This window comes from Nonomuraea fuscirosea (assembly GCF_035917475.1).
GTDB lineage: Bacteria > Actinomycetota > Actinomycetes > Streptosporangiales > Streptosporangiaceae > Nonomuraea > Nonomuraea fuscirosea.
The window spans coordinates 9,660,218-9,684,722 of sequence record NZ_CP109074.1 but is presented as its reverse complement, the minus strand read 5'-3'; the positions used below and the strand labels follow the sequence as shown (position 1 = coordinate 9,684,722).

The following is a 24,505-nucleotide window of genomic DNA, read 5'->3' as shown; positions in this document are numbered from 1 at the left end:
GCGCAATAACACTACTACCGCAATAAGAACGAAGATGCTCTTGACCCCGCATCCAAGTGCGCCCTAATTTGCGAATGGTTTGCATCTGAGACGAACTTGCAAGGAGTCGGTGCCCATGAGGCTGCTCGCCCTAATGCTGTCCGCGGTCGCCCTGGCGGGCTGCGGCGCGCAGCCCGTGGCCCCCCAAGCCGCCACCACCCAACCCTCGGCGGCGCAGCAGACCGGCTTCCCCGTCACCGTCGAGAACTGCGGCCGGAAGCTGACCTTCGACAAGCCTCCGGCCAAGGTGGTCACCGGCTACCAGCCCGCCCTGGAGACCCTACTCGCCCTCGGCCTGGGCGACCGCGTCGCCGGCCGCACCAACTTCTCCGAGAGCGCCTTCCTGCCCGGGCAGAAGGAGCTCTACGACAAGATCCCGGAGATCTCGCCGACGATCATGCTGCCGCAGAAGGAAGTCATGCTCTCCCAGGGCGCCGACTTCGTCGTCGACAACTCCTCCGCCAGCTTCGACGCCGCCGGCGGGTACGCCACCGTCGAGGAACTGGGCGCCGCCGGAGCGCCGGTCTACCTGCTGGGCGGCTGGTGCAGCCCGGAGAAGCAGCTCGAGTTCAAGATCGAGCAGACCTTCACCGACCTGCGCAACCTCGGCGCCATCTTCGGTGTGCCCGACCATGCCGACAAGCTGATCAGCGAGCTGCGCGCCACGCTGGACGACGCTACCAAGCGGGTCGCCGACCGGCCCAAGGTCAGGGTACTGGCCACCGACGGCGGCAAGGGACCGGTCAACGCCTACGGCGGAGCCGGGCTGACCAACCAGATGATCACCCTCGCGGGCGGCGAGAACGTCCTGGGCGAGGTCAAGGCCGACTACACCGAGGTGAACGCCGAAAAGATCGCCGCCACCGACCCCGAAGCGCTGCTCGTCACCGAATACGCCACGCTGATGGGCAAGCAGATGCCCACCGCGCCCGCCAAGGCGGCCGACGCCTTCGCCATCGCCAAGAACAGCGTCGCCGCCAAAGACGGGCGCTACCTGGCCCTGCCCGCCGCGGCCCAGCACCCCGGCTACCGCAACATCCTGGCCGTCGTGGAGATCGCCAAGTTCCTGCACCCCGAAGCCTTCGCCTGATGGGCCAGACGACGGCGCTGCGGCGCGGGTATGTGGCACAAGTGTCCGGCCGGCTGTGGCTGGTCCTCGCCGTGCTCGTCCTGGCCGCCATCGCATCCACGCTGTTCGCGGTGAGCATCGGCGCGGTCCAGGTCGGCCCAGCGCAGGTCTGGGGCATCGTCGCCGACCGCCTCGCGCCCGGCTCCATCACGCCCACCTGGACAGCCGCCCAGGCGCAGATCGTCTGGGAGTTCCGCCTGCCCCGAGCCCTGCTGGCCCTGCTCGTCGGGGCCGGGCTGGCTGTGGTCGGCGCAGTGCTGCAAGCCTTGGTGCGCAACCCGCTGGCCGACCCGTTCCTGCTCGGCGTCTCCTCCGGCGCGTCGCTCGGCGCGGTGCTGGTCTTCATCCTCGGCTCATCGGTGCTCGGCGGACTGTCGCTGTCGGTGGCCGCCTTCCTCGGCGCACTGCTCGCCCTGGTGCTGGTGTATGTCCTGGCCCAGCGCTCGGGCCGGATCACACCGGCGCGCCTCGTGCTCGCCGGCGTGGCGCTGGCCTACCTCTTCCAAGCCGTCTACAGCTACGTCCTGCAGCAGGCCCAAAGCGGCCGCGCCGCCCAGCAGGTGCTGTTCTGGCTGATGGGCAGCCTCGGCGGCGCCCGCTGGGAGATGCTGCCGATCCCCACCGCCGTCCTGCTCGCCGGCCTCGCCTACCTGCTCGTCCAGCACCGGCCGCTCAACGCGCTGAGCTCCGGCGAGGAGAGCGCGATCTCCCTCGGCATCAACGTGACCGCCCTGCGGGTGCGGCTGTTCGTGCTGACCTCCCTGCTGGTCGGCGTCCTGGTCGCCACCAGCGGCGCCATCGCCTTCGTCGGCCTGATCGTCCCGCACACCGCTCGGATGCTCATCGGCGCCGACCACCGCCGGGTGCTGCCAGTCTCCGCCCTGCTCGGCGCGGTCTTCCTCCAACTCGTCGACGTGGCCGCCAGGACCGTCGCCGCTCCGCAGGAGCTGGCCCTGAGCATTGTCACCGCCGTCTTCGGCGTCCCGTTCTTCCTGTGGCTGCTGCGGAGGCGCGGATGACCCTGACCCTGAACGGCGTCTGTCTCCGGATCGACGGCCGTCCGATCGTGCACGAGGCCGACCTGGAGGTCGGTCCCGGCGAGTTCGTCGGCCTTCTCGGCCCCAACGGCTGCGGCAAGTCGACCCTGCTGCGCAGCGCCTACCGCGCCCTGCGCCCTGCCGCCGGCCTCATCACCGTCGAAGGCGACGACCTGGCACGGCTGACGCCACGCGAGTCCGCCCGGCGCACCGCGGTCGTCGCCCAGGAAGCCCCGGCAGAGCTGGACTTCACCGTGGTCGAGATGGTCGCCATGGGCCGCACCCCGCACAAGCGCCCACTCGACCGCACCACCGCGGCCGACGAGCTCATCTGCGCCCAAGCACTGGAACGGGTGGCGGCGAGCCACCTGGGTGAGCGCAACTACGCCACATTGTCGGGCGGAGAGAAACAGCGCGTGCTCATCGCCCGCGCCCTGGCCCAGCAGAGCCGCCTGCTCCTGCTGGACGAGCCCACCAACCACCTCGACATACGCCACCAGTTGGAGATCCTCCGCCTGGTTCGCGGGCTGGGCATCAGTACCCTGGCCGCGCTGCACGATCTCAATCAGGCCGCCACCTACTGCGATCGCCTCTACCTGATGGACAGCGGTCGCATCGTGGCCGGCGGGCCACCGGACGAGGTGCTGACCGCCGAGCGGATCTCCCAGGTGTACGGCGTGCGTGCCGTACAGCGCACCCAGCTCGTCTTCGAGCTCAAGGAGGATCAGTGATCACCCGACTGCTGAGCCTGTCACCGGCCGTCCGCTGGCGCCTGGCCGGCCTCGTCGGCCTGCTGCTGGCCATCACCGCGACCTACGTCGGCCAAGGCGTGCTGGTCGCCCAGTCCCTCGCACGGATCTTCTCCGGCCAGCCGGTGACCGCGATCGCCTGGCCCATTGCGGGGATTGCCATGCTGCAGCTCGTGCGCAGCCTGGCGCTGGCCGTACGGGAAAGCGTCGCCCTGCGCGCCTCGGGCGGCGTCAAAAAGGAGCTGCGGCGGCAGCTGACCGCCAAGCTGCTCCTGCTCGGGCCCGCCTGGGCGCAGCGCGGGCGTACCGGCTCCACGCAGACCTCGCTGGTCGACGGGGTCGAGACCGTGGACGCCTACGTCGGCAAGTTCCTGCCGCAGACGGTCGCCGCCCTGATCGGCGCCGTCGGCGTGACCGCGTTCCTGTTCGTGCTCGACCCGATCATCGGCGTGGTCGTGCTGGTGTGCGCGGTGCTGATGCCGGTGCTGCCCCTGGTGTCGAACCGGGTGCTGCGGGGACGTAACGCCGCCTGGTTCCGCGGCTACAAGGGCCTGTACGCCGAAAACCTCGACGCGCTGCAGGGCATGGCCACGCTCAAGGCGTTCAACGCCAGCGAGCGCCGCGGCGCCGAGCTGGCCAAGCTGGCGGAGGCATTCTGCCGCGACTCCATCCGGCTGATGGCCATCGTCGTGGCCTACCTGGGCGGGGTGGCGTTCGTCATCGGGCTGGGCACGGCGGTGGCGCTGGGCGTGGGGGCGATGCGGCTGGCTGCGGGTGAGCTGACCGGGACCGAGCTGCTGCTGATCCTCATGCTGACCGCCGAGTGCTTCCGGCCCTTGCGCGAGCTGGAGTCCGCCTACCACTCCAGCTACAACGCCGTCCCCTCGCTGACCGCCATCTTCGAGGTGCTGGACGCCCCGGTGCAGCCGCAAGGTACACGCATCCCCGAGCTGTCAGGCCCACCGGCCATTTCCTTCGAAGGGGTTACCTTCACCTACCGCGAGCGTTCCAAGCCGGCCCTCGACGGTTTCACGCTGGACATCGTCCCCGGCGAGCGCGTCGCCCTGGTCGGCCGCTCGGGCGCGGGCAAGACCACCGTTGCGGCCCTGCTACTGCGCTTCTTTGATGCGACCGACGGCCGGATCTCCATCGACGGCGCCGACATCCGGGACCTGCCGCTGGAGGAGCTGCGCTCGCTCATCGCCGTGGTCTCCCAAGACACCTACCTCTTCCACGGCACCGTCCGGCACAACCTCACCCTGGGCAGACCTGAGGCGAGCGACGCCGAGATCGACGCCGCCATCCGGGCAGCGCGCGCCGACTTCGTCCACGACCTGCCCGACGGCCTGGCCACGGTCGTCGGCGAACGCGGGCTGAAGCTGTCCGGCGGTGAACGCCAACGCATCGCCATCGCCCGCGCCCTGCTCAAGGACGCCCCGATCCTCGTGCTGGACGAGGCCACCTCCAGCGTGGATGCCGCCAACGAGTCCGGCATCCAGCAGGCCCTCGACGCGCTGACCGGCGGCCGGACCACCCTGATGATCGCCCACCGGCTGTCCACGGTCCGCGACGCCGACCGCGTCATCGTCATGGCTGAGGGCCGGATCGTCGAAGAAGGCAACCACGCGAACCTTGTCAACCAGCGGGGAGCATACGCCCGCCTGGTCGCCGCCCAGGAAGGAGCCGCCCGATGATCGGCCGTCTGCTGCCGCTGGCCCGGCTGCTCGGACCCCACCGCCGGCTACTGATCGCCGCGATCGGCAGCGGCATCGCCCACCACCTGGTCGTCCTGGCCTCAGCAGGCGTCGGCGCCTGGGTGGTCAGCCGCGCCATCACCGGCGCCTCACCCGACGACCTGCGCGGCGGGCTCATCGTCCTCGGTCTGCTGCTGCCGCTGCTCGCCATCACGCCCTGGCTGGAGTCCTACCTCGCCCACGTGGCCGCCTTCCGCGTCCTGGCCGACGTACGCGGCCGGGTCTACCGCGCCTTCGGCCGCCTCGCACCCGGCTACCTGCTGGAGCGCCGCTCGGGCGACCTCGGCGCCGCCGCCATCTCCGACGTCGAGCAACTCGAGCTGTGGTTCGCCCACACGCTCAGCCCACTGGTCAGCGCGGCCACCGTCCCCGTCGCGGCGCTCACCGCGCTCGGCATCTTCCACCCGACTCTGGCCCTCGCGCTGGCACCTGCCCTGATCTTGCTGGCCCTGGTGCCCGCCTGGCTGCGCCGCCGCGCCGAAGCCCACGGCGCCGAGCTACGCGCCCGCGTCGGCGAGCTCAACGCCGAAGCCGTCGACACCCTCCAGGGCCTGCGCGAGCTGATCACCTCCGGCGCCGGCGACCGGCAGCTGGACCGCCTCGCCGAACAGGACGACCGGCTGCTCGCGGCCAAGCTCGCCCACGGCCGCCGCTCCAGCCTCGAGCACTCCGTCACCAACGCGCTCACCACCTTCGGCCTGCTCGCCGTCCTGCTCACCGCCGCCCTCCTCGTCACCGGCCAGATGCTGGACGCCACCCTCTTCCCGGTGGCGGTCGTGCTGGCCGCGACCACCTTCGCGCCCGTCATCGCCGTCACCGACGTCGCCCGCGACCTCAACCTCGTCATCGCCGCCGGCGACCGCATCATGACGATCCTGAACACCCCCGCCCCCGTGACGGACCGCGTCAGCGAGCCGCCGCCCGGCCCCATCACGCCGCACGTCGCCTTCTCCGGCGTGCGTTTCCAGTACGGCCCCGCCCTACCCGACGCGGTCAGCGACATCTCCTTCGACATCGCGCCCAGCGAGACCGTGGCCCTGGTCGGCCACTCCGGCGCGGGCAAATCCACCTGCGCCAGCCTGCTCATGCGGATGTGGGACGTGAACGCCGGGTCGATCACCATCGGCGGCCACGACATCCGCGACTTCCCCCAAGATGACCTGCGCCGGCTCATCACCCTGGTGCCGCAGGACGTCTACCTGTTCAACATCCCGCTGATCGACAACATCCGCCTCGGCAGGCCCCAGGCCAGCCGCGACGACGTGATCGCCGCCGCCCGGGCAGCCCAGGCCGACGAGTTCATCACCGGCCTGCCCGACGGCTACGACACCCTGCCCGGCGAACTCGGCGCCCGCCTGTCGGGCGGCCAGCGCCAGCGCATCGCCATCGCCCGGGCCATCTTGAAAGACGCCCCGATCCTCATCATGGACGAGGCCGTCTCCAACCTCGACACCGAAAGCGAACAGGAGGTCGCCGCCGCCATGACCAGCGTGCGCCGCAACCGCACCACCCTGGTCATCGCCCACCGGCTCTCGACCATCCTCACCGCCGACCGGATCGTGGTCCTGGAGGGCGGGCGCGTGGCCGACGCGGGCACCCACCAGGAACTGATCGAACGGCCCAGCGCCTACACCACGCTCATGGCCGCCCAGCTCAGCGGATCCGGACGGGCCTAGCGTGGCGGACATCAAGGAACTGCTCGTCCGCAGCGGCCTGCGGCGCACCGGTCCCCGCATGACGCTCCTGACCATCCTCCAGCAGTCCGCGACCCATCTGAGCGTCCCGGAACTCTACCGGCGCGCGGCCGACATCCAGCCAACCATCAATACCTCCACGGTCTACCGGAACGTGGCGGCCATGACGGAATCCGGCATCCTGCACAGCATCGACTACGCCGGGGAAGTGCTCTTCGGCCTGGACGCGACACCGCACAACCACCTCATCTGCGAACAGTGCGGGCTGCTGGTCGAGGTGCCCGCCAACGAGCTCGATCCCATCACGGTCCACCTGGGTGGCCAGCTCGATTTCGACCCCGACCCGGCCGGTCAGGTATTGCGCGGACGCTGCCGAGAATGCGCCCAACAGCCGGCAGAAACCTCGGGCGCCGAGGCCGTATCGCTGTCGATGATCAAATCTAGATGGATATCCATATCCTCCACCCGACCGTCCAGGTCGTAGACAAGTCGCCGAAGCGGTGGATGTTGTCTTGCTGACAGGGCGACCTGGAGGCCACGGTGGTGGACTGGATGACCTTCGGCTGTATGGATTTGATCACCACGACCGCGGCGCGCCCGGCGATCAAGCAGCCAGCTCGACGTCGGTGAAGTCGACCTCTTTCAGCAGCGGATCGAACGGATCCGGCCGGTGACGTAGCTCGTCGGTGGCGTACGCGCCGAAGCGGCTGATGTGGGCCCGCAGGTACGGGGCGATCTGGCCGAGCTGGTCGGCGGTGATGCTCCAGCCCTCGGCGACCAGCTGCCGCACGACGTCGGAGATGTCCAGCGCGTTGTGGAAGACGACCAGTTCTCTGAACTAAGGGCTGTCCCGTAACCGCGGGAGCGTGAGGAACGGCCCCGGCTTCGCGAACATCAGAGGAAGAGAAGTTCGACGTCCTTCGCGACGCACAGCCGCAGAACGACCGTCAGCTGTTGGGCCGCATCGAGGTGTGCCCGAGGGACGTCGACCTCGTTCCGCCACTGGTCGACGATCGCCTCCAGTCGGGGCAGGAGCGCGGCACACTCGGTGGGCGAGAGCTCGCCTCCGCCGTCATCGGGGCGATCGAGGAGTGGTTCGAGCGAGGTGGAGACATCACTCCAGGGGCGCTCTCCGCCGAAGCCCCACATCTCGGAGAGAGCGAACTCCTCAGCTTGCGCCAGCTGTCGCCGGAACGCGGCGAAGCCGCTGTATGACCAGGCGACGTCGGGACTGCTGGTGTCTCCGTCTCCCGGAAACAGAGTCAGCCCCACGTTGTTCTCCCTCTTGGTCGTCGATAACGCAAAGGATCAGTCGGAACCAGCGACGTCTGCAACTTAGATGATCCAACGGTGGCAGGTGTGATCACGGCTTCTCTGAACTTGATTTTGATGAGTTGCGAGTGGGTGTCGTTGGGCTCAACGAGTGCTGCGGGTCGGGGGGTTGAGGTCGACTGTGGTGCTGGAGCGTCGGTCAATCTGGGCGAGCTTGTCCTCGGCGCCGGCGAGGCTGACCTTGAGGCCCTCAACTTCGCCAACCCAGCCTTCGCGTTCGGCCTCGACGATGCGGGCTTCGAGGTTGTCGCGGATCTCGGCGATGCGGTCGCGTTGTTCGGGCGAAGGCCAATGGAGCGGGCAACGCAGACAACTGTGCTCGTGAATACATGGGGTGCCGAAGGCGCGTCCGCAGGTGCCGGTGGCGACCTTTCTCATCTCGAAGTGTCCCAGAAATTCTTGCCATTCCTCATCGGTAGGGACGCGGTATTCGTCGGTGGGGCGCAGGGCGCGGCGGCGGGAGAGAAAGGCCAGGTGGGCCAGGATGGCCTCGTCGGGATAGACGGCCTTGTAGTTCAGCGTGACGTTGATGTCCTTGTGTCCTGCGATGACCTGGGCGATGTGTGGAGGCAGTCCGTTGAGAATGGCATCGGTCAAGAACAAGCGGCGAAAGTCATGCGGGGTGAAGAGTAGCGGCCCGCCCGTTGCGGGGTCGATGAGCCCGGTCTTGGCCAGGCCCATGTTGAGCATTCTGCGGGCGACCCACTCGCCGATGGCGCGCTGTTCACGGGCGATGCTGCGCTGGAACAGCAGCGGTGCTGGCTTCGCCCAGACACATTCGTGACGGTCATAGGCAGGGACGATGGGCACCGCCCCAGCCGGTTGCCGCAGCCGGGAGATGATTGCGCTCAGCACGTCCGCCAGTTCGGGACTGACGACCAGCATGCGCTCGGCGTCGGTCTTCGAGGGAGCGATCTGCAGGAGCGGGACAATCTCGCCGGTGGTCGGCAGTCGATACTGCACGAGGCTGTGGTGGCTGAGTTCCAGGAGCTCCTCGATGCGAACTCCGGTCGCTCGCAGGACTTCGACGATGGCCCAGGTCCAGAATGCGTAGTCCTCTTCGTGGGTGAGGTCGCGGCGCTTGCCGGTCTCTGGGTCGTCGGCCCACACCTTGTCGCCGTGCGCGTTCGGCGTGATCGAGCGGACCAGGGTCTGACCGGCCGCGGTGAAGGGTTCGCCTTGAGCGACCTGCTGCGCGGCGGCCAGCAGGGCCTGGCTGGTTCTGCGTTGTTCATCGACGGTGCGGACCAAGACGGGCAAGACGGGGAGCCGTTCACGGGTGCGGGCGTCCATGCGGGCCTTGCGGCGGCGTCGGTTCTTGCGGAGGTTGACCTCTTCTTCTTTGATCGGGCAGGGCACCACCCAGGGCCCCCATCTCGCTGGATCTTCCACCGCCTAGTGAGCCAGGTCCAGGTAGAAGGCCCGGACCGGAGTCAGGCTCTCGCGGAAGTTCACGCGTTCGGTGGTGACCTCCACGGTCTCCCCAGTGCCGGTGGCGACCTTCCTGGTCTTGGTCTGCATCCGCTGTTTCCACGCGATGGCGACCTCTGGAGGTAGCCGCAGCGTGCCGATGCCGGGGTGGTGGCGTTCGATGTCGGCCCAGAACTGGCTGCCGAGCTTGAAGGCCAGAGATTTCAAACTGACGTAGTCCAGGGCGGGCTGACGTTCTTGCAGGTAGTCGACCAGCAGATCCCGGATGGGGCGGCACTGGATGTTGTAGCGGTCGATCAGCTCGGCGGGCGTCTGCTGGCCGGTGGGACCCAGTTCCTTCAGCGTCGGCGGGGCGGGCGGCGCGAAGGACACCAGCGAGTGCAGCATCCGATAGAACACCGCGGCGTGGCCGGTGGCCTTAACGTGCAGCCGGGCCTCGATATCGAGGAGCTCGAGGACGTCCCCGACGGTGACGTCGGTGAGGACCCCGCCCTTGGCCGCGATGATGATGGCACTGCGGTAGAGGGTATGGCTGCCGGCCACGACCGAAACACTGGTGTCAGCCGCGCAGAGCGCCTCCAGCCGCCGAAACCCAGCTGCGTCGCGAGAGCGTGCCATCTCGCTCACCAGCGTGCCCTGGCCAGTCGTCTTCTGCAGCAACCACGACGACGAAGGCCGCACGGAGTCCGCGCTGATCATGGTCACGAGCGCCGAGGTCAGGGCGGTCCGATGCCATTCCCGCTGGCTGCCGCCATACCTTCGCTCCCAAAACGGCAGAAACAGCTCTTTCCACTCTGCTCCGGCTTCTTCGGCGCCGCTGGCGGCCCAGCGTTGCTGCCAGGTCACGCCGGGCTGCTGCGAAAGAGCGTCCAGCAGGACGGACAGGCCCACCTCACGGTGGTGCTGACTGCTGGAGCTGTCGCGCATGAACGGCGGGCTGGTCAACCGCAATGATGTCCACTCGGCGGAGTCTCGGGTGGTCGGCCAATCCTGAATGACAGGACGAGCGGGGAACCGAGCTCGCGCCTCGCGCCGCAGAGTGGCTCCGCGGCCGATCCGACCGTCATGGGATACCGCGTCCTCAACGGTGATTTGCGTCATCGGGACTGACTTCCGAACAGCACGTCCAGCGTTTCGGGCCGGTAGCCAGGAGCGGGTTGAGGTTCACTGCGCCGGGCCGCCTGCCTGGTCTGCTCGGCATGGTGGGCCAGCATCCGGCGGATCACGTCCTCCTGGCGCGGCGTGAGGTAGATCTGGGTGGTGGTGAGCTGAGCGTGGCCGAGGACGAACTGGACGTCGGTAAGGGGCAGCGCCGGGTCTTCAGCCATCCGGTAGGCCGCGGTGTGGCGGAGGGCGTGCAAGGTCGCTGACGTGCTGGCTCGCTCGTTGACCCGCTCGAACATGCGGTGCACCGCGTGATAGGTGAGCGGCCGCACTGGTCGGCGCAGCGTCCACCATAGCGGCTGCCGTCGGCCGTTAGGGATCAGTTCCTGCATCTCCACCTGGTAGAGCCGCAGCCAGACGAACGCGTCGGTCGAAGCGGGCAGTTCCTGAACCAGGCGGGTGCCCTTTCGGACGACGGAGATCAGCTGGCGTCCGGGATCGACGCCGCCCTGGGAGGTCGAGAGCAGCTCAGAGGCTCGGGCGCCGGTCGACACATAGAAGGCGACCAGCGCCCGATCCCGATGCGAGGGGAGCCTGGCGAAGATCTCGTTGAACTCCTCATCAGGGATGCTGCGCGGGATCCGAGTCGGCACTCGCGGCCGATACAACCCCGTCCGCTCGTTCCGGAAGATCTCCATCGGGTTGTGGTGGGCGTTCGCCCGGCTGCCCCGCCTCGACCGATCCAACGGGAACGGGTTGAGAATCGGTCCGCTCCCGGCGTCGCGATGCAGGTCATAGAACCGGCGCAGCACCGTCTCGCTATGAGCGCGCACCGACTCCGCGTACGACTTCCCGCTCGAAGCGGGCGCAGCCGCGCCCTGGTCACCGTTGCGCGAACGGATGGGCTTGCCAGCGATCAGCAGCCAACGACAGAAGTCACGGGCCTCCACGCGGGTCGCGTGATCCCACGGAACCTCGATCGCCCACAGGAACCGGAACCAGCGCAGAAGGTCCATGCCATAGGAGCGGACTGTCGCCTCCGCACGACCGGCCGCCTGCAGATCACGGAAGTAGAGCGTGACCGCCTCGACCACCTCGCCGGACGGATCCAGCAGCCGGTACGGCTCCCACCGATTCCTGGTCTCCAGCAACTCCCCGACCAACGGCACGGCCAACCGGGCAAGATCCCGGGCTCCCTCTTCGCTTCCGATCACGATGAGGGACCGTAACCACCAAACCAACCGCATGTCCATTGAACTGGGAAAACTCCCCAGGTAGTTCAGTCAACAGGTAGTTGGCCAGCAGCGTGTTGAACTTGATCAGTTTCTCCTGCTCTTCGGGGTCGTTGTCGGCCAGCACCCCGCCGAACCCGAGCCACTTGGAGAACCCGTTGTAGGACTCGACCTTGTTCGTCGCCGCGGTGACGCGCGCTCGCAGCGCCGGGTCGGCCAGATACCGCAACAGAGCGACGGTACGTACGCTGCGGCCGACCTCGCGGAAGGCCTTGTAGATGCGGTTCTTGCGGGAGTTGGACCGCAGCCGCCGCATCAGCGTGGCCGAGGACAGGCGGCCCTCGCTGATGGAGATGGCCACCTGCATCAGGTCGATCCAGTGCTTGTCGATCAGCTTCCAGTCGATGACGTTGCGGCCGCGCTCGCCGAACAGCTGGTCGATGTGCGGATAGATAGTCTTCTCGGATGCGCGGAAGAAGATCAGGTCCTTGAAGTTGCGGATGCGCGGCATCAGGTCGAACCCGAACAACGTGGCCAGGGCGAAGACCGGGAAGTTCTGGCCTTGGGTGTCGGCGTGCACGGTGGAGGGCTGGACGTCGGAGTCGTTGGCCAGCAACCCTTCGATCAGGTGCACCGCCTCCCACACCCCGCACGGGATGAACCGGGAGAACAGCGCCACGTAGGTGTCGGAGATGTAGTGGTAGGCGATCCCGCCGAATCCTCCGTACCGGATGCTGGTCTCGGCCAGCAGATTGTCAATGTAGGTGTCCACCTGGGTGCCGTCGGCGGCCACCGTGCTGCCATCCCCCCAGGCCTTGACCACGTCCAGCTCGGCGAAGGCGTTGACCACATCCGCGATCGCGGCGTTCAGCTTCTTCAGGGTGATGTGCCGGTTGCGGACCATCGACAGCTCGCGGGCGGTGACGCCGGCGATGTGCTTGGCCGCCTCGTACGGGCCGATGTTGATGCCGCCGGTGAACACCGCCAGCGAGTACCGCCCCAGCTTGTCTTTGATCTTGGGGTCGGAGCCGGAGGCGGGGCCGAAGTGGCGATACCAGCTCAGCCAGTGGGCGGTGCGCGCGACGATCGACAGCAGCGAGCGTTCGGGCATGCGCCGTTCGATCTCGGCCGCCAGCCGTTCGGCCTCGGCATCGCTGCCCTTGCCGCGGCGGCGCTTGAGGGTGGGCACCCCGCCCTCGTCGATGACCAGGTCGGCGTTGTCGAGGTAGCCGGCGTCCAGATGCGCGGCCGCACTCAGATGGGTGTCCTTGAGGTGGGCGACGAAACCGGCGGGGGTGTCGGGTAGCCCAACCTTCTCGCAGAAGGCGGCCAGCCGTGGCTGGCAGTCATCCCAGGGCAGCAGGTGCGCGCCCCAGTCGGCGTACTCGTTCGAGCCGAGCACGGCCACGTCCCCGGTGCGCAGCTCCTCAGCCAGGTAGCAGAACACCATCGCCTCGAAATGCCGGCGCGCCACCATGCCGGGCCGCCTGCGGTCGGTCACCGCGCGCCGCCAGTTGCCCGAGGCGAACGCGATCCCCGACTCCGGCTCATCCTCCTCCACCGCCGGGGGCAGCGGGATGAAGTCACGCCGCTTGGGTGAATGCTCCCGGGCGTGCGCCAGCGCGGCCAGCACCGAATCGTCGCTGGAGGTGGCCTTCAACCGCAGCTTGCCCGCCAGCTCGAACAGCGCCGGCCGGTCCCTCTTGAAGAACCGGTACACCAGCAACTCGTGCGCGTCACCGTGGAAGGCGGCCACCTCCTCGATGTCGGCCAGCTGGGCGGCGAACCCACCGGCCTGCTCCACCGCCGCCCGCACCACCTGCACGCCGTGGGTCTGCACCACGAGCGCCGACAGCACCTCGCCCAGCGCCTGGACCTGCCCGGCATTGCCGGCGCACGAGGTCACCGCCTCCACGGCCCGCGCCACCGCCTCGACCCCGGCGGCCGAGGTCTCACTGCCGGGGTCGAGACGTTCCAGCACCTGACGGTAAGTGCCGATCAGCCGCTCGCTGGTCGCGCGCTGCCGGGCGCGGATCTCCTCCAGCTCCGCCTTGGCCCGTTTGACATGGGCGGCCATCCTCTTGCACAACATCTCGGCCAGGTCATCGCGGGCCCGCATCCGGGCGGTGTGCGTCAGGCACGCCAGCAACGCCACCTGCTTGACCGGGTCGTAGCGCGATAAGGTGTCGGCGTCCTGCGCGTCGGCCTCACCCGCGAAGTCAGCGATCTTCGACGGCGCGATGCCCTCCAGCCACGCGTCGGTGTCGCCGAGCGCGTCCACCTGATCCAACCATTTCACCTGGTCACGAAATCGCGACCAGGTGGCCCGCTGGGCGGGCTTCTTGAGCCGGTTGAACGTCGATTTGCCGTCCGGACCGACGACGAGCAACCCCTCCATCCGGGCCCGGCCTGCCTCGCCCATCCGCTGCAGGATCGTGGCGAAGATCGTGGCGTTCACCTCGGCGCGGATGCTCGTGGCCAGGTCCTCCAGCGTCGTGTATCCGAGCAGCTCCAGCCGGAGTCGGAGCAACTCCTCGATCGCCACGTTGATCAGGTCCGCCGGGTTGTTCTTGGCCTGGGCCGCCTTCCGGATCGCCACCGCGGCGATCGCCCGGGCCCGGCCTGCGTCGTACTTCACGCCCTGACGCTGGCGCACCAGCTTGCGATGCGCCTTCGCGCTCGGGGAGGACCCGTGGTCCGGCCAGATGTCCTCGGCCAACTCCAGGCAGCGCCGGACGTGGTCGATCACCACGTCGGGGATCTCATCCGGGGACGGGAAGCGCGCCATCTTCTGAAAGCACTTCAACGCCAGCACCAGCGCGAAGCACGACTCGGGGCTGCCGGTGCGCTGTTCGGCCCAGGCCACCTCTTCCGGCGACGGCGTGAAGAACACGTGCAGCACCCGCGCCGACGTCAGCCGCTTGAACTGCGGATAGGCGGTCCGCTCGATCCACGTCATCCCAAGGCCGTCCCTCGCCTCGATCTCGGCGTCCAGACGCCGAAACCGTAACGACGATCAACTCCGACGGATGCTTGGTTCACCAAACCGCAATCAAACCCAAGCGGAGGGTCACATCATTCGAGAAACACCCCTCTGACCTAGCAGTTCAGCAGCCCGCTGTCCCTTTCTCCCGTACTTGGTCTGCCCCCCTGGCAACAGCCGCCGCCGTCACGCGCAGGACCGGCAAGCCCTCACCGACCTGATCAATCAATTAGCGCAGCGGGAAACCGATCCTGACCGGCATCTGACCGCCTGGGAAGCGCCCGACCCTGGGCCTGCCGGCCTGAGACCATCCGCCACGGCACCCCCGGCCTTGGACGGCTGGGGGCCGGCGGGAACAATGCAGTGCCATGAACACGGGGCTGCTGGTGATCGTGATGGTGGCCGCGACGTTCGCCACCGCGGCGTTGTCGGCGGTGGCCGGGTTCGGCGGCGGCGTGCTGCTGTTGCCCGTGTTCGTCGCCGTCCTGGGCCCCCGGGACGCGGTGGCGGTGCTGACCGTCGCGCAACTGGCCAGTGTGGTTCAACCGGGCCGAGGTCGACCGCCGTCTGGTCGGCACCTTCGCCATCGGGGCGGTCCCGGCCGCGATCGCCGGCGCGCTGCTGTTCGCCACCGCGCCGCTGGCCGCCCTTACCCGTGTCATCGGCGTGTTCCTGCTGGTCATGGTCGCCTGGCGGCGCAGGCGTCCGCACGCGGCCCGGCTGGATGACAAGGCCTACGCCGCTGTCGGGGCGGCCTCAGGTTTCGGCTCCGCGCTGGTCGGCTCGGTCGGGCCGATGGTCGCCCCGTTCTTCCTGGCCCGTGGACTGCTGCGCGGCGCCTACATCGGCACCGAGGCAGCCGCCGCGGTGGTGATGCACCTGACCAAGCTGGTCGTCTTCGGCGCCGCCGCGGTGCTGACCGCCACCAGCGCCGCCACGGGCCTGGCCCTGGCCCCCGCGAGCGCGGCCGGCGCCTGGGCCGGCAAGAAGATCGTCGACCGATTGCCCGCCCACGTGTTCGTGCTCCTGGTCGAGGCTGGGTTGATCGCTTCCGGGCTGCTGCTGGCTATCACCGGTGGCTGACCTGCGTATCTAGGACCATCTCGGACATGAAGACGTCCGTGGTGGTGAGGAGCGCAGGCGCGGCCGGTCTGCTCGTCTGTCTACTCTGATCGGCATGACCCAGGAAGAGGCTGCTGTCCCCGCGCGTGTGGTGCGCTCGCTGCCATCAGCCTTCGCCGCCGGCGCGGCGGTCGGCGTGCTGGGCGGCATGATCGGTCTGGGCGGCGCCGAGTTCCGGCTCCCGCTGCTGATCAGCCTGTTCGGGTTCGCCGCGCTGGCGGCGGTCATCATGAACAAGGCGATGAGCCTCATCGTGGTCCTTACCGCGCTGCCCGCCCGGCTGGCCGCCGTCCCCCTCGCCGAGCTGGCCGCGCACTGGAGCGTCGCGGCCAACCTCCTGGCCGGCAGCCTGCTCGGGGCATGGGCGGGCGCCTCCTGGGCGGTGCGGATGCGCACCGCCACCCTGTACAAGGTGCTCGCGGCTCTGATGGTGGTCATGGCCGCCGCCCTGGTGCTCACCCACACCACCAGCCTGGGCGCGCTGGCCCTGCCCGGCGCGGCGCAGGTCGTCGCGGGGGTCGCGGCCGGGTTCGGCATCGGCGTGGTGGCCGCCATCATGGGCGTGGCCGGCGGCGAACTGCTGATCCCCACGATCGTGCTGCTATACGCGCTCGACATCAAAACCGCCGGCAGCCTGTCGCTGCTGGTGTCCCTGCCCACCATGCTGGTCGCCTTCGCCCGCTACAGCCGCGACGGCAGCTTCGCCGTCCTGCGGTCCAACCTGCGCTTCGTCGCCGTCATGGTCGCCGGTTCCGTCACCGGCGCTCTGCTCGGCGGCCTGCTGCTCGGCGCCATCCCCGACCTGGTCCTCATCCCCATCCTGGCCCTCGTCTTGCTGATCTCAGCCGTCAAGATGGCCCGCCACACCTGACTGCCGCGCATCTCCATGCCTCAGGGACAGCTTTCCTGGCTGAAGTCCGATACCTGAAAGATGGTTCGTCATACCATCGGCAACACGGCAGGAGGTTCGCCCCGCTTTCAGCCGGGACGGGGCGTGAGGGCAGGAGAAGGCGAGCCGTGAACGCATCCGACGACCGTCGCGTCACCTGGACGTTCCTCACTCATCACGCTCGGGTGCTGATCGGGATCGCCCGCGATCCCGATCAGCGGGTGCGCGACATCGCCGCCCGCGTCGGCATCACTGAACGCGCGGTGCAGGCCATCGTCTCCGACCTGCACCAGGCCGGCTACCTGACCCGGGAACGGATCGGCCGGCGCAACCGCTACACGCTCAACTTGGACCAGCCCTTCCGGCACCGGAGCGAAGCTGGACTGCCCGTCCGTTTGCTGATTGCCCGCTTCGCCGAACGTGATCTGCCTCACGGATGATGTTCCTATGGATGAGCAGAGCGACTCCACCGAGCGCTTCACCGTCACCATCGGCCTGCATGAGAGCTTCATCGTCGCCCGCGCGGCCGGCGAACTGGATTATCTGACCTCGGGAGTGCTGCACCGCCAGGTGAAGGACGCCTGGCAGGCGACCCAGTCCGCCGGCCTGGTGCTCGACTTGAGCGGCGTGACGTTCTGCGACTCCATGGGCGTCGGCGTGCTGGTGCTGCTACTGCGGCAAAGCCGCGAACAGCACAGCAACCTGGTCTTGTCGAGCCTCCCGCCCCTGCTGGAGCGCATCTTGATGATCACCGGCCTGCGCACGGCCTTCCAGGTCGAAGCCTCAGAGCCTGCTGACGAAGGATTTGGTCGCTGAGGCCGGATCACAGGGGATGCCCTGGTCGAGCTCTTCGAGCGATACGCCTGCGGACAGGAGCGGGCTCCTGATAGCTGAGGTGTTGTCTACGCAACTCGGCAACCAGGAGCCCGTGGTTGTCTGTTTACACGCCCGCGTCCGTGAGCGCCAGTGGTTGCGCCTCACCGGGATGCCGATGTCATGACCGCAAGCCGTCATATCCGCCGGATCTGACCGATGCCGAATGGGCGGTGCTCGAAGGCGAGGCGCGGGCGGTGATGGCCGAGCTGGTCCAGGCCACCGGCAGGCCGATGGTGCATGACCTGCGCGCGACACTCGACGCGATCAACTACGTGACCAGGTATGGGATCGAATGGCGGGCCCTGCCGGTGGACTTCCCGCCGCATGAGGCGGTCTACGCCTTCTTCCTGCGGTGGTCCCGGCGTGGTCTGCCCGAACGGCTCGCCGGGCGCTTACGCGGCCGGCTGCGCATCCTGGCCGGACGCGCCGAGCTGCCCACCGCCGGGTGCATCGACTCCCAGACGGTCAAGGCGGCCGAGACCGTCGGCGCGGCAGCCTGCGGGTACGACGCGGGCAAGAAGATCAAGGGACAGAAGCGGCATATCGCGGTCGACACGCTCGGACTGCTGTTGTGCGTGATCGTCACCGCCGCCTCCGTCCAAGACCGTGACGGCGCCCACCCGCTGCTGGCCCGGCTGCGGGAGAAGTTCTCCGCCATCGCGCTGGTCTGGGCGGATGGCGGCTACGCCGGGCGCCTGCTCACCTGGGCACGCGACGTGCTCCACCTGACCGTCACGATCGTCAAGCGCTCCGACGATCTGCGTGGCTTCGTCGTGCTGCCGCGCAGGTGGGTGGCAGAAAGGACGTTCGCCTGGCTGGTCCGCTACCGCCGCCTGGCGCGGATCCACGAACGCAAGCCCGTCCATCACGAGGCCATGATCTGGTGGGCCACCGTGCACCAGATGACCCGCCGACTGACGCGCGAGCTGGCGGGCCTGCCATCTCCGAGCCGCTGGGGCGACCCGCCACCGCTACCGGTCTTGTCCAGCCCCGACCGGCGCGGCAAGGTCTTGCAGCTCCTGGCCGCCCAGCCGTGGCGAGCCTGGCGAGGAAGTGAGCTGGCCGCCATCCTCGGGATCGAGAACGTCAACAGCTTCCGCGTTCAGCTGTCCCAATGGTCCCACCAGGGCTACATCAACAAGATCGGACCGGCTCTCTACGGGCCCATGCCCGCCAGCACTTAAGCCTTTGTCAGCAGGCTCTCAGTGGAAGAGGCCATCCAGACAGTTCAGGCACCGGCCCAGCCCGAGCCTCCGAAGGCGGCCGAAGCGGGTGACTAACCCCGGCACCACCCTGACCATCACGACCCCGTCGGCCACCGCTGCCGGGGCCTTCACTTGCTGACCACCAAGCAAGATCAACAGACTGCGCCGAACCTTCTTGCCTAACGTGCCGTGACAGGCCTTCAGGCAGCTGGCCAGCTATTCGCTTGACTGCCCAAGATAACGATGGAGCATGGCGCGGCAAGAGACCCCGATGGGTCGCGCTTCCTGCCGCGCCGGCGTTCGCGGGCCTGTCAGCGCAGCGGTAGCAGCCGGGGCACCAGGCGGACGTAGACGACCATGCCCACCACCTCCACCAGGGTCTGGGTGACCACCACCGCAGCGGCGATGCCCATCGCGTCCGGCAGCGCCAGCGCCACCGGCAGCACGACCAGAGAGTTGCGGGTGGCGCCGGTGAACACGATCGCCCGCCCGGCCGGCACGTCCAGCCGGAACAGCCGTGCGACGACCAGACCGACCACGACCATCACGACCAAAAACAGCACGTAGAACGGCACCACGGCGGCGACCGCGGCCAGGCGGCCGTCCAGCTTGGGCACCTGGGAGGCGACCACCGTGATCAGGGTGGCCGCCATCAGCGGCACCATCGCCGCGCCCGCCCCGTGGGCGACGGCGCGCCCGGCGGGGCGGCGGGCCGCCCACGCCTGGGTGAGCCAGGCCAGCGCCAGCGGGATGACGATCAGCACCACGAACGCCTCGACGAACGGCCCCGGCTCGACCACCGTGGTCAGCTGCTCGCCCATGAACGCCACCAGCAGTACCGGCAGCGCGACCATCTGAGCGAGCAGCAGCAGCGGCGTGGCGGCCAGCAGCCGCCGGCTGTCGCCTCCGGCCAGCCCGGAGAAGACGATCACGTAGTCGACGCACGGCGTCAGCAGCACCAGCAGCACGCCGAGGCGCACCGCCTGGTCGGCGGGCAGGAAGGCGAACATCGCCGCGACCACCAGCGGCACCGCGATGAAGTTCACCACCAGCGCGGCCGCCAGGAACCGGCCCGCGCGCAGCGAGCGCACCAGGTCGGCCGCGGGCACCTGCAGGAACGTCACATACAGCAGGGCCGCCAGCACGGGGTTGATCGCATGCTCCAGCACCGGCCCCAGGTGCGGGACGGCCCACCCCGCTACGGCACCGGCGGCGATCGCCCCCACGTAGATGGCGACCTGGTGCCGTTCCATTCCCGCGACCGCACCGGGCGTCTGCGTCTGCTGCGTCACCTGCGTCTTCTCCTGTTCAAGCCGCCTCGTCGGTCGAGGCGACGGTATCGGCCGCGCCGGGCCGCTTCAGCGGTGGGCCACGATGTCGCTTGCGCCGGGGCGGGTCGGTGCCGGCCGATACGGGGCGGTTCAGCACCCGCAGCTGCTCCCACCACAGCCGCAGCCGGCCCCCGTGACCGGGCTGGTGGCCACGCCGGCGGTCGTGCGTGAGGCGCGGCGGCGGTGCAGCCACCACATGCCCGCCGCGGCGGCGATCAGCAGCCCGGCCACGGCCAGCAGCGTCTGTTCGGCCAGCGCGGCACCGGCGCCGGTGAGCAGTCCGGCGCCGATCACCAGCGGCAGCGCGCAGCAGGCCGCGCACGCCAGCACGGCCAGGGCGGCGGTGACCTTGCTGCGCAGTGGCGGCCCGCCACCGTCGGTGATGCGCTCGCCCGGCTCGCTGCCGCGCGTGGAGACAGGCACGGTGACGGGTCCGGTGGACGGGCGGTGGTCGTGGTGGGTGCTCACGGTCAGCTCTCCTCGGGGGCGTTGGAGGCACGGTTGCCTTCGGCCAGGTCGGCGAACGGCAGGGGACAGTCGGGGCAGGTGCAGTGGGTCAGGCTGTCGCAGCCCGCGCTGACCACCTGGACGAGCGCCGCCCGGATGGTGGTCAGGTCGGCGATCTTCGCCTCCACTTCGGCGATCTTGGCTTGGGCGCGCTCCCGCAAGTCCGGGGTGGGATGGCCGCGCCGGCCGGTGTCGAGAAGCTCGGCCACCTCCTCCAGGGTGAAGCCGAGCCGCTGCGCGGCCTTGATCACCGTGAGCAGGGTGACGGTCTCGGGCGGGTAGGCGCGGTGCCCGCCGGGGCTGCGCGCCGGTTCGGCGATCAGCCCGCGGCGTTCGTAGTAGCGCAGCGTCTGCAGGTTGACCCCGGCCTGCTCGGCCACCTGCCCGCTGCGCAGATACGACCCGTCCCGGCCGCCCTGCAGCACGATGTCCTGCCTCACGACGGCCGTCCCGCCGCGGCGGCCGCGCCGCTGATCGTGCTCGCGGTCGTGGGCGTGTTTGCGCGGTTGCCCTCGAAGGCCAGCCCGGCCTGCGCCCAGTCCTCCTTGCCGCCCGCGTATACGCGCACCTCGGCGTACCCGAGCCGGGCGAAGGCCGCGGCGGCTATCTTCGAGCGGTTGCAGTACGGGCCCGAGCAGTAGACCACCACCGGGGCGGCCCGATCGGGCGCCACCTGCTCGGCCAGCTCGGCCGACACCCGGTCCGTCACGTTGCGCGCGCCGGGCAGGTGCTCGGCGTTGAAGGCGTCGGCCGGCAGCGCCTCCACCAGTTGCACGCCCCCGCTCTCCAGCAGTGCCAGCAGGTCCTCACGCGTGATGAGCTCCATCACCAGTCTCCTGTCCCGGCGGCGTTCCGCGGCCGGCTCACCAGCGCCTGACCCGAGCGCCTCACGCGCGGGCCGCCGCGCCGGCGCGCTCGCTCAGCGCGTCCAGCACCTCGATGTGCTCGGCCGGGACCGTCACCTCCAGCGCCAGGCTGCCGTCGGCGACGGTCAGGGTGAAGGTGAAGAAGGAGCAGCAGCCGTTCTCCCGCGCGGCCAGCTCGGCGGCCCGGGCGGCGTGGTCCGGGCTGAAGACGAGCTCCAGCCGCAGCCGCGTCCGCTCGGGACGCTGCACCGCCTGTACTGCCTCGGCGAACAAGGCGTCGAACTCGGCCACCCGCAGCGGCTGCTCGGCGGTGGGCAGGGTGCACGCGGTGGGAGCCCATCCCAGGTCAAGGGCGGCGTTCTGTGTCATACCCCGACGGTAAACCTGTACCTAGGTACCGGATGCAAGTCCTCGTGGAAGTGAGTAACGGGTCGAGGGTCGCCAAGGACTTCCCACTCCACCGTCAATCGACTATCGTCGATGGACGATGAATGAGGAGAAGGGGCCGCTGCCGCGCGCGGAGGCCGAAGAGTACGCGAGCTGGTTCAAGGCCTTGGCCGACGCGACGCGGATCCAGATCGTGTCGCTGCTGGCACGACGGCGGGCGCCGATGAGCGTGGGCGAGATCGTGGCCGCCTCCGGGGTGGGCCAGTCCACCGTCTCGCACCATCTGAAGATCCTGGCCGAGGTGCGGTTCGTGCTGGTCGAGAAGCAGGGCACCTCCAGCCTGTATCGGATCAACGAGAACTGCGTGAGCTGTTTCCCGACCGCCGCCGACGTGGTCATGGGCAACCCGGTCCCGGCTGCGCCCACCTGCGAATGAAGGAGCTTCGCCATGGCGCATGACGAGATCATCGACCACTACTCAGCCCTGGCCCGTGCGGCGGATGCCGGTCGGGCCGCCGCCGATTGCGAGCAGGGCGGTTTCGGCGCGGCGGGCTACGACGAGCTCGGCGTGCTGCCCGAGGGGGCGGTGCGGGCCAGCCTGGGGTGCGGCAACCCGGTAGCCGTCGCCGAACTGCAGCGTGGTGAGACGGTGCTTGATCTCGGCTCGGGTGGCGGCATCGATGTGCTGCTGTCGGCGCGCCGGGTCGGCCCGCACGGCAAGGTCTACGGGCTGGATGCCAGCCCCGACATGCTGGCGCTGGCCCGCCGCAACGCCGAGCAGGCGGGCGCTCGCAACGTCGAATTCCTGCACGGCGTCATCGAACACGTCCCACTGCCGGATCACGCCGTCGATGCCGTCATCTCCAACTGTGTGATCAACCTGTCCGACGACAAGGCCGCCGTGCTGGCCGAGGCGTTCCGGGTGCTGCGACCCGGCGGCCGGTTCGGGGTGAGTGATGTCGTGGTCGACGGCGACCTCGACCCGGTCCGACGGGCGGCGGCAGAGCAGCGGATCGGCTGCGTAGCCGGCGCCCTGCCGATCGAGGAGTACCGCGAACTGCTGACCCGGACGGGCTTCGTCGGCATCCGAATCACGCCGACCGCCGACCACGGCGACGGCGTGCACTCGGCGATCGTCCAGGCAGCCAAGCCCGCCATCGGGCCTGGCCTGGAGGTCCGCCCCATGCGGGACGCCGATGCCGTCCAAGTCCTGGCGATCTACCAGGCGGGACTCGACACCGGACAGGCCAGCTTCGAGACCACGGCGCCGAGCTGGGAGGGCTTCACCGCCGGCAAGCTGCCGCATCTGCGCTACGTGGCCGCCGACACCGAGACCGGCGAGGTCGTCGGCTGGATCGCCGCCTCACCGGTCTCCACCAGGCCCGTCTACGCCGGAGTCGTGGAGCACAGCGTCTACGTTCACCCCGGCTGCCAGGCGCACGGGATCGGGCGCGCTCTGCTGACCGCGTTCATCGCCGCCGCCGAGGACTGCGGCGTCTGGACCATCCAGTCCGGCATCTTCCCGGAGAACACCGCCAGCCTGTCGCTGCACCAGGCGCTGGGCTTTCGGGTGGTCGGCACCCGCGAGCGCGTCGGCCGCCACCACGGCGTCTGGCGCGACGTGCTGACGATCGAACGGCGCAGCACAGCGGTCGGCGGCTGACAGCGGCCCGGCCGGCTGGTCATCTGACGTTCATCATGGCGTGTCCCTGCTGATATCCATGGACGTCAATATTGACGCTCATGGATATGTTGGAGGTCCTGGACTGCTGCTCCCCGCTGGCGCGTGAACCGCTGGGCGAGGATCAGGCGGCGGGATTGGCGCGGGCGTTCAAGGCGCTGGGCGACCCGGTACGGCTGCGCATCGTCTCAATCGTGGCCAGCCACCAGGGCGGCGAGGCATGCGTGTGCGACCTGACAGCGAGTTTCGAGCTGGCTCAGCCGACGATCAGCCACCATCTCAAGGTGCTCAAGGATGTCGGCCTGCTGACCAGCGAACGGCGGGCCTCCTGGGTGTATTACCGGATCGTGCCGGAACGGCTCGCCGAGCTCGCGGCGCTGCTGGCCGCGCCCACAAGGGTGGATGACGGGGCGGCCGCCGAGGTGGACGGGTGAAGCGCCGGTTGCTGGCCGAGTTCCTCGGCACCGCGCTGCTGGTAACGGTGGTGGTCGGGTCGGGGATCATGGCCCAGACGTTGTCCCCGCGGGACGTGGGCCTGCAGTTGCTGGAGAACTCCACCGCCACCGTCTCCGGTCTGGCGGTCCTCATCGCCGTCCTGGGCCCGGTCTCCGGCGCCCATTTCAATCCGGTGGTCTCGCTGGCCGACTGGTGGCAGGGACGGCAGAGCGGACACGGCCTGTCCGCCGGCGAACTCGGCGGCTACGTCGCCGCCCAGGCGCTGGGGGCTATCGGCGGTGCGGTGCTGGCCAACGCGATGTTCGACAAGCCCGTGATCGCGTGGTCGGGTACGGCGCGATCGAGTGCGCACCTGTGGCTGGGGGAGGTCGTGGCGACCGCCGGCCTGGTGCTGGTGATCTTCTGTCTGACCCGGTCGGGCCGTACGACCGCCGCGCCGCTGGCGGTGGGCGGCTACATCGGGGCGGCGTACTGGTTCACCTCCTCCACCAGCTTCGCCAACCCCGCCGTCACTATCGGCCGCGCCTTCTCCGACACCTTCGCCGGCATCGCTCCTGCCTCGGTGCTCGGCTTCATCGTGGCCCAGTTGGTCGGCGGCGTTATCGGGTTGGCGCTGGTGCATGGCCTGTTCGGAAGTCCTACCGCGGCAACTGCCGAGCCGGTCGTACCCCATCAAGACGAGCGCTGAGCATCGGCAACTT

General features: G+C 69.2%; 24 protein-coding genes and 2 pseudogenes. 15 read left to right on the top strand and 11 right to left on the bottom strand.

From position 1 onward, the window contains the following. Positions 1-115 precede the first annotated feature (115 nt). The 6 genes from OIE67_RS44305 to OIE67_RS44280 are packed head-to-tail and all read left to right on the top strand — an operon-like array spanning position 116 to position 6,886. Complete coding sequence (locus OIE67_RS44305; protein ID WP_326631813.1) at positions 116-1,129, top strand: ABC transporter substrate-binding protein; 1,014 nt, start codon at positions 116-118, stop codon at positions 1,127-1,129. Then, positions 1,129-2,187 carry a FecCD family ABC transporter permease gene (locus tag OIE67_RS44300; RefSeq protein WP_326631811.1) on the top strand — a complete coding sequence of 353 codons (1,059 nt, stop codon included), beginning with the start codon at positions 1,129-1,131 and terminating at the stop codon, positions 2,185-2,187. The genes OIE67_RS44305 and OIE67_RS44300 overlap by 1 nt, the downstream gene beginning before the upstream one ends. Next, positions 2,184-2,936 carry an ABC transporter ATP-binding protein gene (locus OIE67_RS44295; RefSeq protein ID WP_326631809.1) on the top strand — a complete coding sequence of 251 codons (753 nt, stop codon included), beginning with the start codon at positions 2,184-2,186 and terminating at the stop codon, positions 2,934-2,936. The genes OIE67_RS44300 and OIE67_RS44295 overlap by 4 nt, the downstream gene beginning before the upstream one ends. Beyond that, positions 2,933-4,648 (top strand): ABC transporter ATP-binding protein/permease, encoded by a 1,716-nt coding sequence (locus OIE67_RS44290; protein WP_326631806.1) that lies wholly within the window; start codon positions 2,933-2,935, stop codon positions 4,646-4,648. The genes OIE67_RS44295 and OIE67_RS44290 overlap by 4 nt, the downstream gene beginning before the upstream one ends. Then, positions 4,645-6,384: an ABC transporter ATP-binding protein gene (locus OIE67_RS44285; protein WP_326631805.1), complete on the top strand. Its 1,740-nt coding sequence runs from the start codon at positions 4,645-4,647 to the stop codon at positions 6,382-6,384. The genes OIE67_RS44290 and OIE67_RS44285 overlap by 4 nt, the downstream gene beginning before the upstream one ends. 1 nt (position 6,385) lies before the next feature. Then, positions 6,386-6,886: a Fur family transcriptional regulator gene (locus OIE67_RS44280; protein ID WP_326631803.1), complete on the top strand. Its 501-nt coding sequence runs from the start codon at positions 6,386-6,388 to the stop codon at positions 6,884-6,886. Positions 6,887-7,006: 120 nt separating this feature from the next. Here OIE67_RS44280 and OIE67_RS44275 read toward each other — a convergent pair. The 6 genes and pseudogenes from OIE67_RS44275 to OIE67_RS44250 all read right to left on the bottom strand — a co-directional run. Further along, positions 7,007-7,231: pseudogene (locus OIE67_RS44275) on the bottom strand (Tn3 family transposase); the annotation flags it as partial. A gap of 65 nt (positions 7,232-7,296) precedes the next feature. After that, complete coding sequence (locus OIE67_RS44270; protein WP_326631802.1) at positions 7,297-7,674, bottom strand: hypothetical protein; 378 nt, start codon at positions 7,672-7,674, stop codon at positions 7,297-7,299. A gap of 144 nt (positions 7,675-7,818) precedes the next feature. Further along, positions 7,819-9,096, bottom strand: coding sequence for a site-specific integrase (locus OIE67_RS44265; protein WP_326631801.1), 1,278 nt, complete (start codon positions 9,094-9,096; stop codon positions 7,819-7,821). A 33-nt stretch (positions 9,097-9,129) separates the two neighbouring features. Then, complete coding sequence (locus OIE67_RS44260; protein ID WP_326631800.1) at positions 9,130-10,266, bottom strand: hypothetical protein; 1,137 nt, start codon at positions 10,264-10,266, stop codon at positions 9,130-9,132. Beyond that, positions 10,263-11,438 carry a tyrosine-type recombinase/integrase gene (locus tag OIE67_RS44255; protein WP_326645677.1) on the bottom strand — a complete coding sequence of 392 codons (1,176 nt, stop codon included), beginning with the start codon at positions 11,436-11,438 and terminating at the stop codon, positions 10,263-10,265. Before OIE67_RS44255 ends, OIE67_RS44260 begins: the two co-directional genes overlap by 4 nt. Next, a complete protein-coding gene (locus OIE67_RS44250) occupies positions 11,332-14,460 on the bottom strand; it encodes a Tn3 family transposase (protein ID WP_326631799.1) in 3,129 nt (1,042 codons plus the stop codon). Before OIE67_RS44250 ends, OIE67_RS44255 begins: the two co-directional genes overlap by 107 nt. Before the next feature lie 558 nt (positions 14,461-15,018). Here OIE67_RS44250 and OIE67_RS44245 point away from each other — a divergent pair. The 5 genes and pseudogenes from OIE67_RS44245 to OIE67_RS44225 all read left to right on the top strand — a co-directional run. Next, a complete protein-coding gene (locus OIE67_RS44245; RefSeq protein ID WP_326631798.1) occupies positions 15,019-15,567 on the top strand; it encodes a TSUP family transporter in 549 nt (182 codons plus the stop codon). Positions 15,568-15,661: 94 nt separating this feature from the next. Next, on the top strand, positions 15,662-16,477 hold the full coding sequence (locus tag OIE67_RS44240; protein ID WP_326631797.1) for a sulfite exporter TauE/SafE family protein: 816 nt from the start codon (positions 15,662-15,664) through the stop codon (positions 16,475-16,477). Positions 16,478-16,623: 146 nt separating this feature from the next. Beyond that, positions 16,624-16,935 (top strand): helix-turn-helix transcriptional regulator, encoded by a 312-nt coding sequence (locus OIE67_RS44235; protein WP_326631795.1) that lies wholly within the window; start codon positions 16,624-16,626, stop codon positions 16,933-16,935. 7 nt (positions 16,936-16,942) lie between these two features. Beyond that, positions 16,943-17,311 carry an STAS domain-containing protein gene (locus OIE67_RS44230; RefSeq protein WP_326631793.1) on the top strand — a complete coding sequence of 123 codons (369 nt, stop codon included), beginning with the start codon at positions 16,943-16,945 and terminating at the stop codon, positions 17,309-17,311. 140 nt (positions 17,312-17,451) lie between these two features. Continuing rightward, a pseudogene (locus OIE67_RS44225) lies at positions 17,452-18,288 on the top strand (IS5 family transposase); the annotation flags it as partial. 599 nt (positions 18,289-18,887) lie between these two features. Here the strand turns inward: OIE67_RS44225 and OIE67_RS44220 are convergent. From OIE67_RS44220 to OIE67_RS44200, 5 genes are all read right to left on the bottom strand, one after another. Beyond that, positions 18,888-19,868 carry an arsenic resistance protein gene (locus tag OIE67_RS44220; protein WP_326631791.1) on the bottom strand — a complete coding sequence of 327 codons (981 nt, stop codon included), beginning with the start codon at positions 19,866-19,868 and terminating at the stop codon, positions 18,888-18,890. Positions 19,869-19,997: 129 nt separating this feature from the next. Continuing rightward, positions 19,998-20,375 (bottom strand): hypothetical protein, encoded by a 378-nt coding sequence (locus OIE67_RS44215; RefSeq protein ID WP_326631789.1) that lies wholly within the window; start codon positions 20,373-20,375, stop codon positions 19,998-20,000. A 2-nt stretch (positions 20,376-20,377) separates the two neighbouring features. Next, positions 20,378-20,854 (bottom strand): MerR family transcriptional regulator, encoded by a 477-nt coding sequence (locus OIE67_RS44210; RefSeq protein ID WP_326631787.1) that lies wholly within the window; start codon positions 20,852-20,854, stop codon positions 20,378-20,380. After that, positions 20,851-21,240, bottom strand: a complete 390-nt coding sequence (locus OIE67_RS44205; protein ID WP_326631785.1) for a rhodanese-like domain-containing protein — start codon at positions 21,238-21,240, stop codon at positions 20,851-20,853. Before OIE67_RS44205 ends, OIE67_RS44210 begins: the two co-directional genes overlap by 4 nt. A gap of 61 nt (positions 21,241-21,301) precedes the next feature. Continuing rightward, complete coding sequence (locus tag OIE67_RS44200) at positions 21,302-21,649, bottom strand: hypothetical protein (protein ID WP_326631783.1); 348 nt, start codon at positions 21,647-21,649, stop codon at positions 21,302-21,304. Positions 21,650-21,767: 118 nt separating this feature from the next. Between OIE67_RS44200 and OIE67_RS44195 the strand changes: the two genes are divergently transcribed. The 4 genes from OIE67_RS44195 to OIE67_RS44180 all read left to right on the top strand — a co-directional run bounded on the left by OIE67_RS44195 (position 21,768) and on the right by OIE67_RS44180 (position 24,492). Next, on the top strand, positions 21,768-22,103 hold the full coding sequence (locus OIE67_RS44195) for an ArsR/SmtB family transcription factor (RefSeq protein WP_326631782.1): 336 nt from the start codon (positions 21,768-21,770) through the stop codon (positions 22,101-22,103). Positions 22,104-22,115: 12 nt separating this feature from the next. Continuing rightward, positions 22,116-23,330 (top strand): GNAT family N-acetyltransferase, encoded by a 1,215-nt coding sequence (locus OIE67_RS44190; protein ID WP_326631780.1) that lies wholly within the window; start codon positions 22,116-22,118, stop codon positions 23,328-23,330. An 80-nt stretch (positions 23,331-23,410) separates the two neighbouring features. Next, the gene (locus tag OIE67_RS44185; protein ID WP_326631778.1) at positions 23,411-23,782 is read left to right on the top strand and encodes an ArsR/SmtB family transcription factor; all 372 of its coding nucleotides are present in this window, start codon (positions 23,411-23,413) and stop codon (positions 23,780-23,782) included. After that, positions 23,779-24,492: an MIP/aquaporin family protein gene (locus OIE67_RS44180; RefSeq protein WP_326631776.1), complete on the top strand. Its 714-nt coding sequence runs from the start codon at positions 23,779-23,781 to the stop codon at positions 24,490-24,492. The genes OIE67_RS44185 and OIE67_RS44180 overlap by 4 nt, the downstream gene beginning before the upstream one ends. Positions 24,493-24,505 lie beyond the last annotated feature (13 nt).

What these genes read in the sequence shown, in the direction of transcription:
- OIE67_RS44305 (WP_326631813.1), top strand. Translation starts at nt 116, where the DNA reads ATGAGGCTGCTCGCCCTAATGCTGTCCGCGGTCGCCCTGGCGGGCTGC.
- OIE67_RS44300 (WP_326631811.1), top strand. Translation starts at nt 1,129, where the DNA reads ATGGGCCAGACGACGGCGCTGCGGCGCGGGTATGTGGCACAAGTGTCC.
- OIE67_RS44295 (WP_326631809.1), top strand. Translation starts at nt 2,184, where the DNA reads ATGACCCTGACCCTGAACGGCGTCTGTCTCCGGATCGACGGCCGTCCG.
- OIE67_RS44285 (WP_326631805.1), top strand. Translation starts at nt 4,645, where the DNA reads ATGATCGGCCGTCTGCTGCCGCTGGCCCGGCTGCTCGGACCCCACCGC.
- OIE67_RS44260 (WP_326631800.1), bottom strand. Translation starts at nt 10,266, where the DNA reads ATGACGCAAATCACCGTTGAGGACGCGGTATCCCATGACGGTCGGATC.
- OIE67_RS44250 (WP_326631799.1), bottom strand. Translation starts at nt 14,460, where the DNA reads ATGACGTGGATCGAGCGGACCGCCTATCCGCAGTTCAAGCGGCTGACG.
- OIE67_RS44240 (WP_326631797.1), top strand. Translation starts at nt 15,662, where the DNA reads ATGACCCAGGAAGAGGCTGCTGTCCCCGCGCGTGTGGTGCGCTCGCTG.
- OIE67_RS44230 (WP_326631793.1), top strand. Translation starts at nt 16,943, where the DNA reads ATGGATGAGCAGAGCGACTCCACCGAGCGCTTCACCGTCACCATCGGC.
- OIE67_RS44205 (WP_326631785.1), bottom strand. Translation starts at nt 21,240, where the DNA reads ATGGAGCTCATCACGCGTGAGGACCTGCTGGCACTGCTGGAGAGCGGG.
- OIE67_RS44200 (WP_326631783.1), bottom strand. Translation starts at nt 21,649, where the DNA reads ATGACACAGAACGCCGCCCTTGACCTGGGATGGGCTCCCACCGCGTGC.
- OIE67_RS44195 (WP_326631782.1), top strand. Translation starts at nt 21,768, where the DNA reads ATGAATGAGGAGAAGGGGCCGCTGCCGCGCGCGGAGGCCGAAGAGTAC.
- OIE67_RS44190 (WP_326631780.1), top strand. Translation starts at nt 22,116, where the DNA reads ATGGCGCATGACGAGATCATCGACCACTACTCAGCCCTGGCCCGTGCG.
- OIE67_RS44185 (WP_326631778.1), top strand. Translation starts at nt 23,411, where the DNA reads ATGGATATGTTGGAGGTCCTGGACTGCTGCTCCCCGCTGGCGCGTGAA.